General features: G+C 64.2%; 14 protein-coding genes. 5 read left to right on the forward strand and 9 right to left on the reverse strand.

Going from position 1 to position 18,947, the window contains the following annotated elements; translation table 11 throughout:
• The first annotated feature begins 85 nt into the window (after positions 1-85).
• A complete protein-coding gene (locus WH265_RS04165) occupies positions 86-418 on the forward strand; it encodes a tetratricopeptide repeat protein (RefSeq protein WP_339557430.1) in 333 nt (110 codons plus the stop codon).
• Between the two features lie 79 nt (positions 419-497).
• Here the strand turns inward: WH265_RS04165 and gsiD are convergent, their stop codons facing one another.
• The 8 genes from gsiD to WH265_RS04205 form a co-directional block, all read right to left on the reverse strand.
• Positions 498-1,460, reverse strand: a complete 963-nt coding sequence (gene gsiD / locus WH265_RS04170; protein WP_339536200.1) for a glutathione ABC transporter permease GsiD — start codon at positions 1,458-1,460, stop codon at positions 498-500.
• Positions 1,461-1,475: 15 nt separating this feature from the next.
• Positions 1,476-2,396: a glutathione ABC transporter permease GsiC gene (gene gsiC, locus WH265_RS04175; RefSeq protein ID WP_116925015.1), complete on the reverse strand. Its 921-nt coding sequence runs from the start codon at positions 2,394-2,396 to the stop codon at positions 1,476-1,478.
• 3 nt (positions 2,397-2,399) lie between these two features.
• Positions 2,400-3,932, reverse strand: a complete 1,533-nt coding sequence (gene gsiB, locus WH265_RS04180) for a glutathione ABC transporter substrate-binding protein GsiB (RefSeq protein ID WP_312988703.1) — start codon at positions 3,930-3,932, stop codon at positions 2,400-2,402.
• A 101-nt stretch (positions 3,933-4,033) separates the two neighbouring features.
• On the reverse strand, positions 4,034-5,938 hold the full coding sequence (locus WH265_RS04185) for a dipeptide ABC transporter ATP-binding protein (protein ID WP_052329684.1): 1,905 nt from the start codon (positions 5,936-5,938) through the stop codon (positions 4,034-4,036).
• A 328-nt stretch (positions 5,939-6,266) separates the two neighbouring features.
• A complete protein-coding gene (locus WH265_RS04190) occupies positions 6,267-7,286 on the reverse strand; it encodes an isoaspartyl peptidase/L-asparaginase family protein (protein WP_339557431.1) in 1,020 nt (339 codons plus the stop codon).
• A gap of 53 nt (positions 7,287-7,339) precedes the next feature.
• Positions 7,340-8,221, reverse strand: a complete 882-nt coding sequence (locus tag WH265_RS04195; protein WP_339557432.1) for an alpha/beta fold hydrolase — start codon at positions 8,219-8,221, stop codon at positions 7,340-7,342.
• Positions 8,222-8,229: 8 nt separating this feature from the next.
• On the reverse strand, positions 8,230-8,691 hold the full coding sequence (gene aroQ / locus WH265_RS04200) for a type II 3-dehydroquinate dehydratase (protein WP_021025119.1): 462 nt from the start codon (positions 8,689-8,691) through the stop codon (positions 8,230-8,232).
• Between the two features lie 156 nt (positions 8,692-8,847).
• Positions 8,848-9,195, reverse strand: a complete 348-nt coding sequence (locus tag WH265_RS04205; protein ID WP_027010469.1) for a hypothetical protein — start codon at positions 9,193-9,195, stop codon at positions 8,848-8,850.
• Between the two features lie 207 nt (positions 9,196-9,402).
• Here WH265_RS04205 and WH265_RS04210 point away from each other — a divergent pair, with 207 nt between their 5' ends.
• Entirely contained in the window at positions 9,403-11,220 is a 1,818-nt protein-coding gene (locus WH265_RS04210; protein WP_339557433.1) for a glutamine--tRNA ligase/YqeY domain fusion protein, read from the forward strand.
• Between the two features lie 76 nt (positions 11,221-11,296).
• Here the strand turns inward: WH265_RS04210 and WH265_RS04215 are convergent, their stop codons facing one another.
• A complete protein-coding gene (locus WH265_RS04215; RefSeq protein ID WP_339557434.1) occupies positions 11,297-12,943 on the reverse strand; it encodes an acyl-CoA synthetase in 1,647 nt (548 codons plus the stop codon).
• Positions 12,944-13,079: 136 nt separating this feature from the next.
• Between WH265_RS04215 and dnaG the strand changes: the two genes are divergently transcribed.
• The 3 genes from dnaG to fdhD all read left to right on the forward strand — a co-directional run bounded on the left by dnaG (position 13,080) and on the right by fdhD (position 18,931).
• Positions 13,080-15,143 carry a DNA primase gene (dnaG, locus tag WH265_RS04220; protein WP_339557435.1) on the forward strand — a complete coding sequence of 688 codons (2,064 nt, stop codon included), beginning with the start codon at positions 13,080-13,082 and terminating at the stop codon, positions 15,141-15,143.
• Between the two features lie 352 nt (positions 15,144-15,495).
• Positions 15,496-17,961 (forward strand): RNA polymerase sigma factor RpoD, encoded by a 2,466-nt coding sequence (gene rpoD / locus WH265_RS04225; protein ID WP_027010614.1) that lies wholly within the window; start codon positions 15,496-15,498, stop codon positions 17,959-17,961.
• Positions 17,962-18,100: 139 nt separating this feature from the next.
• Positions 18,101-18,931, forward strand: a complete 831-nt coding sequence (gene fdhD, locus WH265_RS04230; RefSeq protein ID WP_339557436.1) for a formate dehydrogenase accessory sulfurtransferase FdhD — start codon at positions 18,101-18,103, stop codon at positions 18,929-18,931.
• Positions 18,932-18,947: the final 16 nt, after the last annotated feature.

Below are 18,947 nucleotides of genomic sequence, written 5' to 3' on the forward strand. Positions count from 1 at the left end.
GCTCCCCGGAGCGTCTTTTTTTATGCGCACAGACTCTGCGGACAAAGGCCTGGCACTATGCTGGGCGCAATACAAAGGAGAGCGCATGCGCGAAGGATTGGAAAAACTGCTGGCCAAGGGGCAAGACAGCGCGGTGCTGCGCTTTGGCCTGGGCCAGGCCTGCTGGAAGGACGAAGACTATGCGGCCGCCGCGCTGCACCTGGCGCAGGCCGTCGCCCAGAACCCGCAGTACTCGGCCGCCTGGAAGCTGCTGGGCAAGGCCCAGCTCGAATCAGGCGCAACGGACGCCCGCGCGCAAGCGCAGGCCAGCTGGCAGCAAGGCCTGCAGGTGGCAGAGCAGCAGGGTGATACGCAGACCGCCAAGGAGCTCACGGTGTTCTTGAAGCGGCTGCAGAAACTGGGTGCCTCACCGGCCTAAGTTGGCCGGCCAACAAAAAAAGCGGCAAGCAGCCCAAGGCGCTTGCCGCTTTTGCTTGGCAGATGATCTGCCCAGGTGCTCAGTTGTCCAGCTTGGGGTCCAGCGCATCGCGCAGGCCATCGCCCAGCAGGTTGAAGGCCAGCACCGTCACAAAGATCGCCAGGCTCGGGAACAGCGCCACATGCGGCGCGTTGAGCATATCGCTGCGCGCCTCGTTCAGCATCGCGCCCCACTCCGGCGTTGGTGGCTGCGCGCCCATACCCAGAAAGGACAGGCTCGCTGCCGTGATGATCGAGGTGCCGATACGCATGGTGAGGTAGACGACCACCGACGAGACGGTGCCCGGCAGCAGGTGGCGCAGCATGATGACCCGATCGGGCGCGCCGATGGAGCGCACCGCCTCGATATAGGTCTGCTGCTTGAGCGCCAGCACATTGCCGCGCACCAGGCGGGCAAAGGCGGGCACGCTGAACACCGCGACGGCCATGATCACATTGATCATGCCGTTGCCCAGGATGGCAACGATACCGATGGCCAGCAGGATGCCGGGGAAGGCAAACAGCACATCGGACATGCGCATCACGCAGCGGTCCCACCAGCCTTCGTAGTAGCCGGCCAGCAAGCCCAGGATGGCGCCGATGACCGCGCCAATGGCGACCGACACAAAGCCGGCCGCCAGCGAGATGCGCGCGCCCACCAGGATGCGGCTGAAGATATCGCGGCCCAGCGAATCGACACCGAACCAGTGCTTGGCCGTGGGGGGCGAATTCAGCGCGTCGTAGTCAAAGAAGTTCTCGGCATCGTAGGGCACGATCCAGGGCGCCAGGACGGCCACCAGCACCAGTGCGATGATGAAGATGCCAGCGAACAGGGCCAGCTTCTGGCGCTTGAACTTGCGCCAAAACTCGGCCATCGGCGTGCGCATGCGCGTTGATGCGGCCAGGTTGGCAGGCAGGGACGGCGCAGCAGCGCCAGCGGTAGAGACCGTGGTGGCGGCCGCCACGGCGCGGTCGGCAGATTCAGGAGCGTTCGGAGTAGTCATGGCCAAAGCACCTGCTTAGCGGTAACGGATGGTGGGGTTGATCCATGCATAAAGCAGGTCGACCACCAGATTGATCAGGATGAATTCCAGCGAGAACAGCAGCACCAGGGCCTGGATGATGGGGTAGTCGCGCATCTCGACGGCGTCGACCAGCAAGCGGCCCATGCCCGGCCAGTTGAACACCACCTCGACAACGATGGAGCCGCCCAGCAAAAAGCCGAACTGCAGGCCCATCATGGTCACCACCGGAATCATCGCATTGCGCAGGCCATGCTTGATGACGACCACGGTCTCCTTCAAGCCCTTGGCACGTGCGGTGCGCACATAGTCCTCTTTGAGGATGTCGATGAAGGAGCTGCGGGTAAAGCGCGCCATCACGGCCGCCACGGCCGCACCCAGGGTCAGCGATGGCAGCACATAGTGCTTCCAGCTGTCCGCGCCCACGGTGGGCAGCCAGCCGAGCTTGACCGAGAAATACTGCATCAGCAGCATGCCCAGCGCAAACGACGGGAACGAGATGCCCGACACCGCCAGGGTCATGCCCAGCCGGTCAGGCCACTGGTTGCGCCAGACGGCCGAGACAATGCCCAAAAACATGCCCAGCACCACCGACCAGGCCATGGCCATCACGGTGAGCCAGAAAGTGGGGCCAAAGCGCTCGGCAATCTCTTGCGAGACCGGGCGCTTGGTCCGGATGGATTTTCCAAAATCGCCCTGCAACGCATTGCTGAAGAAACGCACGAACTGCTGGTGCAGGGGCAGGTCCAGCCCCAGGTCCTTGCGGACCAGTTCGATCGTCTCCGGGCCGGCTTCGGGGCCAGCAGCCAGGCGCGCGGGGTCACCGGGCAGCATGTGCACAAAACCGAACACCAGCACCGCCACGATGAGCAGTGTCGGTATCAGCCCGAGCAAGCGTTTGAGCAGGTAGCGATACATGGATTACTTCAGGTCCAGGTCAACAAAGTTGAAGTTGCCGTCAGGGATGACGTAGAAGCCAGACAGGTTCTTGGCACGCACGGACACCAGTTGCTCGGTGTTCAGGAAGATCCAGGGCGCATCCTTCCAGATCTTTTGCTGGGCATCGGCGTAGATCTTGCCGCGCGCAGCGGTGTCGGTGGTCACCAGCGCCTTGGCGATGTCGGCATTGACTTCGGCGTTGTTGTAGTAGGCAGTGTTGAAGCCCCGTGGAGGCGCGCTCTCACCGGCCAGCAGCGGACGCATGGCCCAGTCTGCCTCGCCGGTGGACGAGGACCAGCCCACGTAGTACATGCGCACCGCAGCCTTCGCTGGATCCTGCACCGATTCCACTTCAGCGACGCGCTGGCCTGCTTCGAGCGCACGCACCGTCACCTTCACTCCCACCTGGGCGAGTTGCTGCTGGGCAAACTGGATGACCTTCTGCGCGGTGGAGTGGTTGTAGGCCGACCACAGGGTGCTCTCAAAGCCATTGGGGTAGCCCGCCTCCTTCAGCAAGGCCTTGGCCTTGGCAGGATCGTAGGGCCAGGGGCCCAGCTTGGTGGCAAATTCCACGCCCTTGGGCAGCACGCCTTCGGCAGGAATGGCCGAGCCAGCAAACGCCACCTTGGACAACGCCTCCTTGTTGATCGCGTAGTTCAGCGCCTCACGCACCTTGGGGTTGTCAAACGGCTTTTGCGTCACATTCATCGAGATGTAGCGATGGATGATGGACGGGGCCTTGGTGACTTCCAGGCTTGGCTTCTTTTCCAGATTGGCCACGGCTTCGGGGGGCACCGGGAACGCGAAATGCGCTTCGTTGGTCTGCATCATCGAGGCGCGGGTGTTGTTGTCCACCACCGGGCGCCAGGTGATCGAATCGACCTTGGGCAGGCCCTTTTGCCAGTAGCCATCAAACTTGGCGACCTTCATATAGTCGGAGGGCTTCCACTCGACGAACTTGAAGGGGCCGGTGCCCACGGGGTGCTGCACGATGTCCTTGCCATACTGCTTGAGCGCAGCGGGCGAGATGATCACGCCCGAGGGGTGGGCCAGCGAGTTGACGAAAGGCGCAAACGGCTCCTTGAGCGTGAACTTGGCGGTGAGCTCGTCCACCGCTTCGATCTTGGCGATGTTCTTGTACAGGTTGTAGCGCTTGAGCTTGTTGTCCGGGTTGATCACGCGCTCGAAGGTCTGCTTCACCGCTTCTGCGTTGAAGGGCGTGCCGTCGTGGAACTTCACGCCGCTGCGCAGCTTGAAGGTGTAGACCAGGCCGTCCTTGCTCACCTCAAAACCGGTAGCGAGCACCGGGATCATCTTCATGTCCTTGTCGAAGCCGTACAGGCCTTCGTAGAAGGACTTGGCCACGGCTTGCGACAAGGTGTCGTTGGCGTCATAGGGGTCGGTGGTCGTGAAGGTGGAAGCCACCGCTACCACCACGTCCTTGGCCGCATGGGCCGAAAACGCAGTACCCGCCAGCAGCATGGCGGCGGCGATCGAAGTCAAACGTCGTTGCATATCAACTCTCCTCTTCAGGTTTTGCATCGGCTGGCCCACCACGGCGGCGACCAGACCCACTACATTCTTGGCGTTACTCAGCTGGGCACTCCTGCGCAGGCTCAAGCCGGCTGCAGATCCTGCACCTGGCCGGCAGGCACCGCAGGCTGCGGCATCTCTTGGGCCACCCAGTGGCCCGGTCCCACCTCGCGCATCGGCAGCACGCGCGGCGGGTCGTCCACCCCGCGCACGGGGCTGGGGATCTCGGCCACATTCAAGGTGTGCTGGCGGCGCTGCGTGGGGTCGGCAATCGGCACGGCCGCCATCAGGCGCTTGGTATAGGGGTGCTGCGGGTTCTCGAACACCGCGCGGCGCGGGCCGATCTCGACGATCTGGCCCAGGTACATGACAGCGACGCGGTGGCTGACACGCTCGACCACGGCCATGTCGTGCGAGATAAACAAAAAGGCAATGCCAAACTCCCGCTGCAGGTCCATCATCAGGTTGATGATCTGCGCGCGGATCGACACATCGAGCGCAGAGACCGCCTCATCGGCAATCACCACCTTGGGGTTCAGGGCCAGCGCGCGGGCAATGGCGATGCGCTGGCGCTGGCCGCCCGAGAATTCATGCGGGTAGCGGTTGGCGGCAACCGGGGGCAGGCCCACCTTCTCCAGCAGCCACTCCACCTTTTTCTCGGCCTGCTCGCGCGGCAGCAGCTTGTGAATCAGCATGGGCTCCAGAATGCTGTAGCCCACGGTCAGGCGCGGATCGAGCGAGGCAAACGGGTCCTGGAAAATGAACTGGATATCGCGGCGCAGCGCCTGCAGCTGCGCGCCTTGCAGCTTGGCAATATCGCGCCCGGCCACCTGCACATCACCGGACTGGAAGTCGATCAAACGGGCCAGCGCGCGGCCCGTGGTGGATTTGCCGCAACCGGATTCGCCCACCACCGCCAGGGTCTCGCCCGGCTGCAGGCTCAGGCTCACCTGCTCGACCGCATAGACCTGGCGCTTGACGCCGCCAAACAGGCCTTCCTTGATCGGAAAACGCGTCACGAGCTTGTTGACCTGCAGCACCGGCTCACCGGCTTGCACGGTCGATGTCTCGGGCGCGGCGGCCTCGGCCTGCGTGCCCTGGCCCAGCAGGCTGAAGCGCTCTGGCAAATCCTTGCCACGCATGGCGCCCAGCTGCGGCACGGCAGCCAGCAGGTTGCGGGTATAGGTCTGCTGCGGGTTGGCAAACAGCTGCACGCAGTCCTGCTCTTCGACCTTGTCGCCGCGGTACATCACCAGCACGCGGTCGGCCACCTCGGCCACCACGCCCATATCGTGGGTGATGAAGATCACGCCCATGGACATCTCGCGCTGCAGCTCCTGCACCAGCGCCAGAATCTGGGCCTGGATGGTCACATCCAGCGCCGTCGTCGGTTCATCGGCAATCAGCAGCGAGGGCTTGCAGGACAGCGCCATCGCGATCATCACGCGCTGGCGCATGCCGCCCGACAGCTGGTGCGGGTGGCGCGTGAGCACATTGCGGGCCTCGGGAATGCGCACCAGCTCCATCATGCGCAGCGCCTCGGCCATCGCCGCGCTGTTGGACTTGCGCTGGTGCAAGCGAATCGATTCGGCAATCTGCTCGCCCACGGTGAACACCGGGTTGAGCGAGGTCATCGGCTCCTGGAACACCATCGCCATATCGGCCCCACGCACCTGGCGCATCTGGGCGGACGTGGCCTTGGCCAGGTCGATCGTGCCGGCATGGCGGCCGCGCAGCAGCATCGAGCCGCTGTCGATCTGGCCCCCTCCGGTCTCCACCAGCCGCATCAGCGCCAGCGACGTGACCGACTTGCCCGAGCCCGACTCGCCCACCACCGCCAGGGTCTGGCCGGCGTAGACATCGAGGTTCAGGTTCTTGACCACCTGCACCCGCCCCTGCTCGGTCTTGAAGCTCACGGACAGATCGCGCACCTGCAAAACGGGCGGCGTCAGGTCATCGTGCACGGGAGTAGAACTGGGGTTGGACATAGGTAGAAGGGGCAGTGCGGGGCTTCGCGAAGAAGGCACAGGCCGTTATGCAGGACAGGCACCCGGGTTGGGACAAATCCTTGAGAAAAATCCCCGTGTTGGCAAGAACACTGAGGCATAGATATTCACCTGGGTGACAGTGTTTGCAATTGTAGAAAGCCGGGGGGCGGGTTTGGATGCAAAACGGCCTATGGTTTTCACCTACGCAATTCCCGCAGAGGCGCGCACCATTGTGGTGCGGCGGCCTGCCCGTTGCAGGCAAACCACTCCGTCATCGCCGGGGTCGGGCCGGAGCCCGTTGGTGGGCCCCTGGCTCAGCGATGCACGATCACGCTGGAGCCAAGGCGTCGTTGGCATAAATGGCGACCAGCGCCTCGCCATCGATGCCGATCTGGCCCCGGTACATGCCCTCGGAGTTGAAGCACAGCGAGACCTCACCGTCGGCACCCACGGCGATCAGGCCGCCATCGCCGCCCAGCGGCGGCAGCACGCGGTGGATGACCTCGGCCGTGGCCTGGGCCACCGACTCGCCCAGCAGCTCGATGCGTGCGGCCACGGTGTGAGCGGCCGAGCCCCGGATAAAGGCCTCGCCCACGCCGGTGCAGGAGACAGCCACCACACCATGCTTGGCATAGGTGCCCGCGCCCACCACGGGCGAGTCACCGACGCGGCCGGGCTTCTTGTTGGTCAGGCCACCGGTCGAGGTGGCGGCAGCCAGCTGGCCATGCACATCCAGCACCACCGCACCGACCGTGCCCATCTTCTTGCGCTCATCGAGCGGCGCAGCCTGGGCCTGGGTCTGGCTTTGCGCGCTGTGGTCCAACGCCACCTGTTCGCGGCCCGACGCCAGCGCTGCGGCCTGCACGGTGCGCAGCTGGGCCAGGCGCTGCTCGGTCGAGAACCAGTCGCGCGCCACCATCTCGCAGCCCTGGGCCTGGGCAAAGCGCTCGGCCGCTTCGCCAATCATGAACACCGGCCCGCCCGCCTCCATCAGCGCCAGGGCCGCACGCACCGGGTTGCGCACGGTGCTGACACCGGCGAGCGAGCCGCAGGCCAGGTCGCGCCCGCGCATCACACAGGCATCCATCTCATGCGTGGCATCGGCCGTGAACACGGCGCCGCGCCCGGCGTTGAACAGCGGGCATTCTTCGAGCAGGCGCACGGCCTCCACCGCCACTGCTTCGGCAGGCGCGCCTGCCGCCAGTTTTTGCTGCGCGCCTTGCAGCACATCGCGCAAGGCATCGCGGTAGGCCTGCTGTTGCGCGGGGGTGATGGAGGCGCGGGTGATGGTGCCGGCGCCGCCATGGATGGCGATCACGGGGCGAAAGGAAGAGGTAGAGGTGGTCATAGTGCTTGGGCCGGTCGCGCCGTTGCGCGGCCAGCCGGTTCCAGGTAGGTCAATCAGGAAGAGAGCAGCGGCAGCAGCGTGGCCATAAAGGCCTCGGGCTGCTCATACTGCACCCAATGGCCGGCGTCGGGCAGCCGCACAAAGGCCTGCAGATGGGGCGTGACCGCGCGGTATTGGTGCTCCAGCGCGGGCATATAGCTTTTGTACAGCGCGTCATAGGCGCCATAGATCGCAGCGACCGGGCAGGCAATCTGCGGCAGCGACTGCGCCAGGATATCGGTGTTGGCCAGGCGCCGGCGTGGCAGGCGGTCCCGCACAACATTGTGCTGGTGCACCGCCAGGGCCTGGTCGTCGATCTTGGCGGCATCCCAGAGCATCAACGCGCCGAGGTTGTAGCGGTGCATCTCCAGCTGCTCGGCCGGGTCGCTCAGATGGCGCCAGCCCTTCAAGCTGAACTGCTTCTCCGGCACCACGCCCATGGCAGGGGCCCCCACCAGCACCAGGCGCTCTACCGCCTGCGGGTAGGCAGCGGTCAGCATGGCCGCCGTCATACCGCCAAAGGAGAAACCCATCAGCTGGCAAGGCAGCAGCCCCAGCTGCGCCATGCCGGCATGCAAAGGTGCGAGCATGGCATCGGCGTCCGTTCCCACGGCCGGCGGGTCGGAATCCCCAAAGCCCGGCAGATCGGGCAGCCAGAGTTCATGGCCTTGGGCGAGCAGCGCATCGATATTGCGGATCCAGTGGGTCCAGCTGCCGCTGCCGCCATGGAGCATCACCAAGGGCAGCCTGCCAGGGCGGCGCGCGCCCCAGCTATGCCAGACCACGGTCTGGCCTTCAAAAACGGTGGTCCGCCGCGCCGCCTTGGCCAGCAGCGTCTCGTAGAGCGCAGGCAGCGGCAGCAAGCCCGCAGCGCTGGTGTCTAGAACATCGGACATCGCAGCACTCAGGCGGTGGGCGCCAGCAGCACCTGGGCCACCGCATCGATCGCAATGCTGTAGCCCTGCACGCCCAGGCCGCAGATGACCGCCTTGGCCACGGGCGCAATATAGGAATGGTGGCGGAAGGCCTCGCGGGCATGGACATTGCTGATATGCAGCTCGATCACCGGCAGCGCCGCGCCCTTGATCGCATCCATCAAGGCCACGCTGGTGTGGGTGTAGGCGGCGGCATTGAGCACCACGCCGGCCAGCCGGCCTTCGCGCTGCAGCTGGCCTGCCTCGTGCAGCCAGTCGATCAAGGCGCCTTCATGGTTGCTCTGGTGAAAACGCAGCGCCAGCTGGTTGCGGGCAGCCGCCTGGGCACAGAGCTGCTCGACATCAGCCAAGGTGTGGGCACCATAGATGGTGGGCTCGCGCAGGCCCAGCAGGTTCAGGTTCGGGCCGTTCAGTACAAAAACAGTTTTCATCTCAGCTTCCACAACGGACAACAGCTGTGGATTATCCGAGCATTCGGCACCCCAGCGCACAGCCCAAGCGACAGCTGGGCGGTTGGGAGCCCCGGCAAACGCGCATAAAAAAGCCCTGGCGGGCCAGGGCATCGGTTGCGCAAGCTGCCAAGCAGCTCAATAGCGGTAGTAATCGCGGTCGTGGCGATGGTGGCGGTAGTAGCGGCCGGGAGGTGGGCCGTAGTACACGGGCGCTGGGCGGTACACCGGAGCGGGGCGATAAACGACGGCAGGGGGCGGAGGCGCCACATACACGGGTTGAGGCGCATACACAGGGGGAGGCGCCACATACACGGGCTGGGGTGCGTACACCGGCGCGGGGGCCACGTACACCGGCGCGGGCACATTGATGCCCACCGACCAGGACACCCGGCTGGCATGGGCGCCAGCACTCATCAGCGCCAAGCCAGTCAGCACCGCAGCAGCGGCCCAGCGAGAGCCTTGTTTCAGCATCGAATTGCGCATATTGATCTCCTTGCGAGAATCCCTGAAAAATGTCATTGGACTTTCAACGCGGCAAGCAGGCAGAAAGATACCAAAGGCGCTGCAAATTATGGTTTCAAGACAAGATATCCTGTTGCAAAGCGTAAATGGCATACCCAACATTGGGTCAGAGCCCCAGAAACCGCAATACGTTCCAGCCATCAGGGTACTCCCTTAGAATACACAACTATGAATGCATCTGCCCCGAGCGCTTCGCACAACGGTAGTGACGAAGTGGTCAAACCCACCAATTTCCTGCGACAAATCATCGAGTCCGACCTCGAAAAAGGCAGCTACGCCCAGCGCCACTGGGGTGGCACGCCTGGCGATGCCCAGCACCACCAGCAGGGCCCCATCGACCAGGCCAAGATCCGCACCCGCTTTCCGCCTGAGCCCAACGGCTACCTGCACGTGGGCCACGCCAAGTCGATCTGCCTGAACTTTGGTCTCGCACGCGACTTTGGCGGCGTCTGCCACCTGCGCTTTGACGACACCAACCCGGAAAAGGAAGACCAGGAGTACGTGGACGGCATCATCGATGCCGTGCGCTGGCTGGGCTTTGACTGGAAGGACCCGAGCGGCGAGCAAAACCTCTACTACGCCAGCAACTACTTCGACTTCATGTACCGCTGCGCGGTCTACCTGATCGAGCAAGGCCTGGCCTATGTCGACGAGCAGTCGGCCGACGAGATGCGCGCCAACCGGGGCGATTTCACGCGCCCTGGCGTCAACAGCCCGTTCCGCGACCGCAGCGTGGCCAAGAACCTGCAGCGCTTTGCCGACATGAAAGAGGGCAAGCTGCCCGATGGCGCGGCCGTGCTGCGCGCCAAGATCGACATGACGGCGCCCAATATCAACCTGCGCGATCCTGCGATCTACCGGGTGCGCCATGCCGAGCACCACAACACCGGCAACCAATGGTGCATCTACCCGATGTACACCTTTGCACACCCGATCGAGGACGCCTACGAGCACATCACCCACTCGATCTGCACCCTGGAGTTCGAGGACCAGCGCCCCTTCTACGACTGGTTGCTGGACCACCTGCGCACGGGCGGCCTGATCGATGCGCCGCAGCCGCGCCAGTACGAGTTCTCGCGCCTGAACCTGACCTATGTGATCACCAGCAAGCGCAAGCTCAAGCACCTGGTGGACAACCAATTGGTCAGCGGCTGGGACGACCCACGCATGCCCACCGTCGTCGGCCTGCGCCGCCGTGGCTACACGCCCGCATCCATCCGCAATTTCTGCGAACGCATTGGTGTGACCAAGGACTACGCCTGGATCGACTACGCCACCTTGGACGGCTGCCTGCGCGAAGACCTGGAAAACCAGGCCCACCGCGCGATGGTGGTACTGGACCCGGTCAAGCTGGAGCTGAGCAACTGGGCCGAGGTATTTGGCAGTGCCGAGCACCTCGAAGCCGGCAGCCTGCCCGCCCTGCCCCACCCGGCAGAAGGCCAGGTCGCGCCTGAGCGCCACTTCAGCCTGGGCCGCGAGGTCTGGATCGAGCGCGAAGACTTTGCCGAAGTACCCCCCAAGGGCTATAAGCGCCTCTTCCCCGGCAACAAGGTACGTCTCAAGGGCGGCTATGTGATCGAGTGCACCGGCTGCGAGAAGGATGCCGATGGCGTGATCACCAAGGTGCTGGCCACCGTGGTGCCCGACACCAAGAGCGGCACCCCTGGTGCGGACAGCGTCAAGGTCAAGGCCGCCATCACCTGGGTGGGCGTGGCCGATGGCGTGCAAGCCGAAGTGCGCCTCTACGACCGTTTGTTCACCGATCCGCAGCCCGATGCCGGCGGCAAGGACTTCCTGGCGCTGCTCAACCCGGACAGCCTGAAGGTCGTGACCGCCTATGTCGAGCCCTCGCTCAAGGCCGCGCAGCCCGACGACAAGTTCCAGTTCGAGCGCTTTGGCTACTTTGTGGCCGACCGCCATGACCACCGCAGCGACAAGCCGGTGTTCAACAAGATCACCGGCTTGAAGGACTCCTGGGGCAAGTAAGCGCCAGGCCTGATCCGCTGAACCCAACCCGCCCCAGCTAGCTGCGGCGGGTTTTTTCATGGGTGTTCAGGCTGGATCAGCTGTCTATCGCGTCTGCAGACCCCGCCTGCTTGCGCAGCTCGAACTTCTGGATCTTGCCGGTGCTGGTCTTGGGCAGCTCGCCAAACACCACCGCACGCGGGATCTTGAAGCCAGCCAAATGCTTTTTGCAGTGGGCAATGATGTCCTCGGCGCTCACCTGCGCGCCGGGCTTGAGCTCGACAAAGGCGCAAGGCGTCTCGCCCCAGCGCGCATCGGGCTTGGCCACCACGGCCGCAGCCAGCACGGCGGGGTGGCGGTAGAGGACATCCTCGACCTCGATCGACGAGATGTTTTCGCCGCCCGAGATAATGATGTCCTTGCTGCGGTCCTTGATCTTGATATAGCCATCGGGGTCCTGCACCGCCAGGTCACCGGTGTGGAACCAGCCACCGCGAAACGCCTCCTGAGTGGCCTCGGGGTTTTTCAGGTAACCCTTCATCGCGATATTGCCGCGCAGCATGATCTCGCCCATGGTCTGGCCGTCCTGCGGCACGGCTGCCATCGTCTCCGGGTCGCGCACCTGGGCATCGCGCTGCAGGTGGTAGCGCAGACCCTGGCGGGCGTTGAGGCGGGCACGTTCGCCCACATCCATGCCCTGCCAGTCAGGCTGCTGCGCGCAGACCATCACCGGGCCATAGACCTCGGTCAGCCCATAGACATGGGTCAGGTCAAAGCCCAGCTGCTCCATGCCCTCGATCATGGCCGCAGGCGGCGCAGCACCGGCCACCATGCATTTGACGCCAGCGGGCACGCCCTCCTTCAAGGCCGCCGGCGCATTGACCAGCAGGCTGTGCACAATCGGCGCGCCGCAGTAGTGGCTCACGCCATGGCGCTTGATCGCCGCAAAAATGGCCTGTGCATCGACCCGGCGCAGGCAGACATTGACGCCGGCGCGCAGCGCCACGGTCCAGGGAAAGCACCAGCCATTGCAGTGGAACATCGGCAGGGTCCACAGGTAGACCGCAAACTTGGGCATGTCCCATTCCAGCACATTGCTGATGGCATTCACCGCCGCGCCCCGGTGGTGGTAGACAACGCCCTTGGGGTTGCCGGTGGTGCCACTGGTGTAGTTCAGTGCAATCGCGTCCCACTCATCGCCGGGCAGCTGCCAGTCAAAGCTGGCATCGCCCTGGGCCAGCAAGGCCTCGTAGCTGAGGTTCCCCAGCCGCTCGCTGGCCTCGCCGTACAGCGCATCTTCCACATCCACCAGCAGGATTGGCGCCTGCGATTGGCGCAGCGCCAGGGCCTTGGCCACCACACTGGCGTATTCGGGGTCCACGATCAGCGCCTTGGCCTCGCCGTGGTCGAGCATGAAGGCAATCGTCTGCGGATCGAGCCGGGTGTTGAGGGTGTTGAGCACGGCCCCTGCCATCGGCACGCCAAAATGCGCCTCCACCATCGGCGGCGTGTTGGGCAGCATCACCGCCACCGTGTCGTTCTTGCCAATGCCATGCTGCTGCAAGGCGCTGGCCAGCTGGCGGCAGCGCGCATAGGTCTGCGCCCAGGTCTGGCGCAGCTCGCCATGGATGATGGCGAGGCGCTCCGGGTAGACCTCGGCGCTGCGGGCGATAAAGCCCAGCGGGGTCATCGGCGTGTGGTTGGCCCCGTTTTGCTCGAGCCCGGTGTCAAAAATGCTGTTCATCAGTGCTTGTCTCCTCTGCAAACACTGTGCCACAAGCGGCTGACGCGAAGATTGCGCGCTGTCACACGATCGATAGCCGGGATTGGCCATTGACCCGGGGGCAGATTGGGGTGGCGCTGCGGCGGCGCAGCCCTGCATGCGCGACAATAGCCGGGTGTCCATCCCCCAGTCATTTATCCAGGAGCTGCTCTCCCGCGTCGACGTTGTCGACGTGGTCGGCCGCTATGTGCAGCTGAAAAAAGGCGGCGCCAACCTCATGGGGCTGTGCCCCTTCCATGGCGAGAAATCGCCCTCCTTCAGCGTCAGCCCCTCCAAGCAGTTCTACCACTGCTTTGGCTGCGGCAAAAACGGCAATGCCATCGGCTTTCTGATGGACCATACCGGCATGGGCTTTCGCGAAGCGGTGACCGACCTGGCCCAGAGCGTGGGCCTGCCGGTGCCCGAGGACGATGTCTCGCCCCAGCAGCGCGAGCGCGCCGCGCAGGCGCGCGAAAAGCAGGCCTCGCTCACCGATCTGCTCGAAAAAGCCGGTGACGCCTACCGCAAGCAGCTGTCGCAGTCGCCCAAGGCCATTGCCTACCTCAAAGGCCGGGGCGTCAGCGGCGTCACCGCCAAGCGCTTTGGCCTGGGTTACGCGCCCGAAGGCTGGCGCAGCCTGGCGAGTATCTTCCCCGCCTATGACGATGCCAAGCTGGTCGAATCGGGCCTGGTGATTGAATCGGACGACGGCGAAGGCAAACGCTACGACCGCTTCCGCGACCGGGTGATGTTCCCCATCCGCAATATCAAGGGCGAATGCATCGGCTTTGGCGGCCGCGTATTTGGCGATGAAAAGCCTAAATACCTGAACTCGCCCGAAACCCCGGTCTTCCACAAGGGCCGCGAGCTCTATGGCCTGTTCGAGGCCCGCACCGCCATCCGCGAGCATGGCTATGTGCTGGTGACCGAGGGCTATATGGATGTCGTGGCTCTCGCCCAACTCGGCTTTCCGAATGCGGTGGCCACCCTGGGCACCGCCTGCACGCCCGACCATGTGCACAAGCTCTTCCGCTTTACCGACACCGTGGTCTTCAGCTTTGACGGCGATGCCGCCGGCCGCCGCGCCGCCCGCAAGGCGCTCGATGGCGCGCTCGCCTATGCCAGCGACACCCGCAGCATCAAGTTTCTCTTTTTGCCCGCCGAGCACGACCCGGACAGCTTTGTGCGCGAATACGGCGCCGACGCCTTTGCCCGCCATGTGCATGACGCCACGCCGCTGTCGCGTTTCTTGCTCGAAGCAGCCAGCGAGCTCTGCGACCTGGGCCAGGCCGAAGGCCGGGCGCGTATGTCAAGCAACGCCCGCCCACTGTGGAACCTGCTGCCAGACGGTGCCCTCAAGCGCCAGCTGCTCGGCGAGATCGCCGACAAGGCCCAGTTGCCTGCCGCCGAGCTGGAGGGCCTGTGGCAAAAGACTACGGCCCAGGAGCAAGCCCGCCAAAGCGGCGCTGGCCAGGCAGCGGCCAGCAGCGGCCCGCGCCATGCGCCCTCCTGGGATGCGCCGCCGGTGGGCGCTGACAGCATGCCCGCCTATGGCGATGCGCCGCCCTGGGGCAGCGACACGGCCATGGACCGCTACCCCGGCCAGCGCAACGACAGCTTTGGCGAGCCGCGCAGCGCCCATGGCGGCGGCAACGGCTACACCAAGCGCAGCGGCGAGTGGCGCCCGGGCCAAGGCGGCCGCAAAGGCGGCTGGCAGCCCCGCCCCGAGCCGCAACCGCCGATGCCCAGCGTGGCCGTGACCCGCGAAGACCAGGCCGCGCGCCTGCTTCTGTCGCACATGGCCTTTTTGGAGAATTTCTCGCCCGAGGACGCCGCCACCCTGGCCCAGCTGCCCGCCCCCCATGGACCGCTGTTCGCCTGGGTGGAGCAGCAGTTCCTGGCCCACGGCGCCCAGTCCTGGGCGGTGCTGCGCGAGCACCTGCGCGGCCATGCGGTCGAGGCCTTCGCCACCGCGCTGATGCGGGGCCAGCATGCCCAGATTGACGGCCCGCTCGATGAGATCCGCGCCGAGCTGCGCGACTCCCTCAGCCGCATCGTGCTCGACCAGCTCGAAGAGCAAAACCGCCAGCTGGTCACCCAGGCCTCCGACCCGCAAGCGCTGCGCCGCTATCAGAGCAATTTTCACCGTATCGGCCTGCTCAAGCGCCAGGTCAATAAATAGGCGCGGCTCCAAATACCCAGAGGGCATATAAAAATATTTGCCCCGATTGCCGCACAGGCCCTTGACATTGGCCAAAAAGGTATAATATTTGACACATCGGCAAGAGCGACAGCAGCACCTCCGGACCGGGCCCGTATGAAGAATCATGCGATTTGCCACCAGCGCAAGTGCCCAAAATACCGCAAGGACTGCATTCCAAATGTTCGCCCCCACATCTTGCCTTGAGGCTTAGCGCCTCGTGCAGCCGCGTTGTTCGCCACAGTTTCGTGGTGATCGACCACTGCAGTTTCAATGCGCCGGTGATGGCGCTTGCCAGTTTTCTTTGTGTGTTCTCTTTGCTCTGAGGGTGTCCATGCCAGCTACAAAGTCCGCGAAGTCGTCCGTCAAGTCGTCCACTACCACCAGCGCGGCCAAAAGTGCCAAAGCTACAGCAGCCAGCCCTGCCGCCAAACCGGCGGCCAAACGCGCTACTGCTGCAGCAGGCAAAACCGTAAAAGCCAGTGCTGCGCCCACCCCAGCCAAGGCAGCGACGAAGAAGGTTAGCTCCGTGTCCGAAAAACAACGCCTGTCCCAGGCCGAACTGCTCAAGGCAGCCGATGCCCTGCTCAACGCAGGTGCCCCCAAAAAGCGCGCCGCCAAGAAAAGCGAAGCCGCCGAAGAAGATACCCCGGTGAAAGCCAAGGCCGCCACCAAGACTGCGACCAAGGCCAAGACCGCCAAGGCCGAAGACGACAAGCCCAAGGCGCCGCGCAAGACCGCCGCCAAGACCACCAAGGCCAAAGCCAAGGACAAGGGCGATGAAGATATCGACGATACCGATTTCTCGGACATCGAAGAGGACATCGCGGGCGACAGCGAAGAGGTCGTAGAGGTCTCCGCATCGCCAGACGCTCCGACCGAAAAGGTCAAGCCGCTGCGCATGAAGGTCTCCAAGGCCAAGGAGCGCGCCTTGATGAAGGAGTTCGGCCTCGACGAAGCCGTGCTGACCGAAGAGGAAATGTCCACCCGCCGTCAGCGCCTCAAGGCCCTGATCAAGCTGGGCAAGACCCGTGGCTACCTGACCAATGCCGAAATCTCCGACCACTTGCCCGACAAGCTGGTCGATGCCGAGACGCTGGAAGTGGTGATCTCCATGTTGAACGACATGGGCGTGGCCGTCTACGAACAGACGCCTGACGCAGAGACCCTGCTGCTGAACAACACCGGCCAGTCCGCCACCACCGAAGAAGAAGCCGAAGAAGAAGCCGAAGCGGCTTTGTCGACGGTGGATTCCGAGTTCGGCCGCACCACCGACCCGGTCCGCATGTACATGCGTGAAATGGGCACGGTCGAGCTCTTGACCCGCGAAGGCGAAATTGAAATCGCCAAGCGCATCGAAGGCGGCCTGCAGGACATGATGCTGGCCATCAGCGCATCGCCCGCGACCATTGCCGAGATTCTGGCAATGGGCGAAGAGATCCGCGAAGGCAAGGTCGTCATCTCCACCGTGGTGGACGGCTTCTCCGACGCTGATGAAAACGACGACTACGTGGCCGAAGAAGACTTCGACGAATACGACGAAGAAGACGACGACGACGGCAAGGGCGGCTCCAAGGCGCTGACCAAGAAGTTGGAAGAGCTGAAGAACGAAGCGCTGTCGCGCTTTGCCAAGCTGCAGTCGCTGTTCGAGCAGCTGCACGCCGCCTATGACAAGAGCGGCTACGGCACGGCCCAGTACACCAAGGTGCAGGGCCAGTTGTCGGCCGAGCTGATGACCATCCGCTTCACCGCCAAGACCATTGAGAAGCTCTGCGACATGCTGCGCGAGCAGGTCGACAGCGTGCGCCAGAAAGAGCGTGCCCTGCGCAAGATCATTGTCGAGAAGTGCGGTCTGCCCCAGGAGAAGTTCATCCAACTGTTCCCTGCCAACCTGCTCAACCTGCAATGGATCGAGAAGGAAGCGCAAGCGGGCAACAGCTGGAGCGCCATCATGGGCCGCAATATCCCGCCGGTGCAGGAGCTGCAGCAGAACCTGATCGATCTGCAAGCCCGCGTGGTGGTGCCGCTCGATGAGCTCAAGCTCATCAACAAGCGCATGAACGACGGCGAGCGCGCATCGCGCAATGCCAAGAAGGAAATGATCGAGGCGAACTTGCGCCTGGTGATCTCGATTGCCAAGAAGTACACCAACCGGGGCCTGCAGTTCCTGGACCTGATCCAGGAAGGCAACATCGGCTTGATGAAGGCCGTGGACAAGTTCGAATACCGCCGCGGCTACAAGTTCTCGACCTATGCGACCTGGTGGATTCGCCAGGCGATCACGCGCTCGATTGCGGACCAGGCCCGTACCATCCGTATTCCGGTGCACATGATCGAGACCATCAACAAGATGAACCGCATCAGCCGCCAGCACTTGCAGGAGTTCGGCTTCGAGCCCGATGCCTCCATCCTGGCCGAGAAGATGGAGATCCCGGAAGACAAGATCCGCAAGATCATGAAGATCGCCAAAGAGCCGATCTCGATGGAAACGCCGATCGGTGATGATGACGACAGCCACCTGGGTGACTTCATCGAAGACAGCGCCAACACAGCGCCGGTCGATGCGGCGATGCAGGCCGGCCTGCGCGACGTCGTCAAGGACATCTTGGATGGCCTGACCCCGCGCGAAGCCAAGGTGCTGCGCATGCGCTTCGGTATTGAAATGTCCACCGACCACACGCTGGAAGAAGTGGGCAAGCAATTTGACGTGACGCGCGAGCGCATCCGCCAGATCGAAGCCAAGGCGCTGCGCAAGCTCAAGCACCCCAGCCGCTCGGACAAGCTGCGCAGCTTCATCTAAGCGCTTGCCCAGCCCTGCAAGACCTGCGGATCGCAAGACCCAGGTCTTCCCACCCAACCCCGCCTCGGCGGGGTTTGTTTTTGGCCGCGCCTGCCCACGGCGCAGACGCCGTCATTCGCTTTGCGTCACAATCAGCGCCATGCCTTCCGATCTGCCAAGCGCTGTCCAGCCCCTGCCCGCCACCGTGATCACGCCAGAGGCCTCGGTCTCGCGGCTGGATGCGGTTGCGGCCGAAGTACCGGTGGCGCTGGTGTTCAACGGCATCTCGCATGCGGTGATGATGTGCAGCCCGCAGGACCTGGAAGTGTTTGCACTGGGCTTTGCACTCTCCGAAGGCATCATCGACCAGGCAGCCGATTGCTATGGCATCGAGGTACAGCCGCTGGCCACCTGCGGCACGGACCCGGAGGCACCGGGCATCAGCGTGGAGATGGAGATCGCCAGCCGCTGCTTTGTGCGCCTCAAGGAGCGGCGCCGCGCCCTCACCGGCCGCACCGGCTGCGGCATCTGCGGCATCGATTCGATGGACGCCCTCGATCTGGTGCCCGAGCCCCTGCCGCAGCTGCCCGACTGGGCCCAGCGCGTGGATCTGGCGGCCTTGCAGATGGCGTTTTCTCAGCTGCCCCAGCTGCAGCTGCTCAACCAGCAGGCCGGCGCCGTCCATGCTGCCGGCTGGGCCACGACGGCTGGGCAATTGCAGGTGGCGCTGGAGGACGTAGGCCGCCACAACGCGCTGGACAAGCTGCTGGGCCATATGGCGCAGCAGCAGATGCTAGGCCAGCCCGGCTTGGTGGTGATGACCAGCCGCGCCAGCTACGAGCTGGTGCGCAAATGCGCCCGCATGGGCCTGCCGGTGCTGGCCACCATCTCCGCGCCCACCACGCTCGCCATCCAGGTGGCCAACCAGGCCGGCATGCGTCTGTTTGGCCTGTGCCGGGGCCCCCGTGTGGTGCGCTACAGCGCCCTCTGACAAGTTCCAGACTGGC

Source organism: Comamonas sp. MYb396 (assembly GCF_037479555.1).
GTDB lineage: Bacteria > Pseudomonadota > Gammaproteobacteria > Burkholderiales > Burkholderiaceae_C > Comamonas.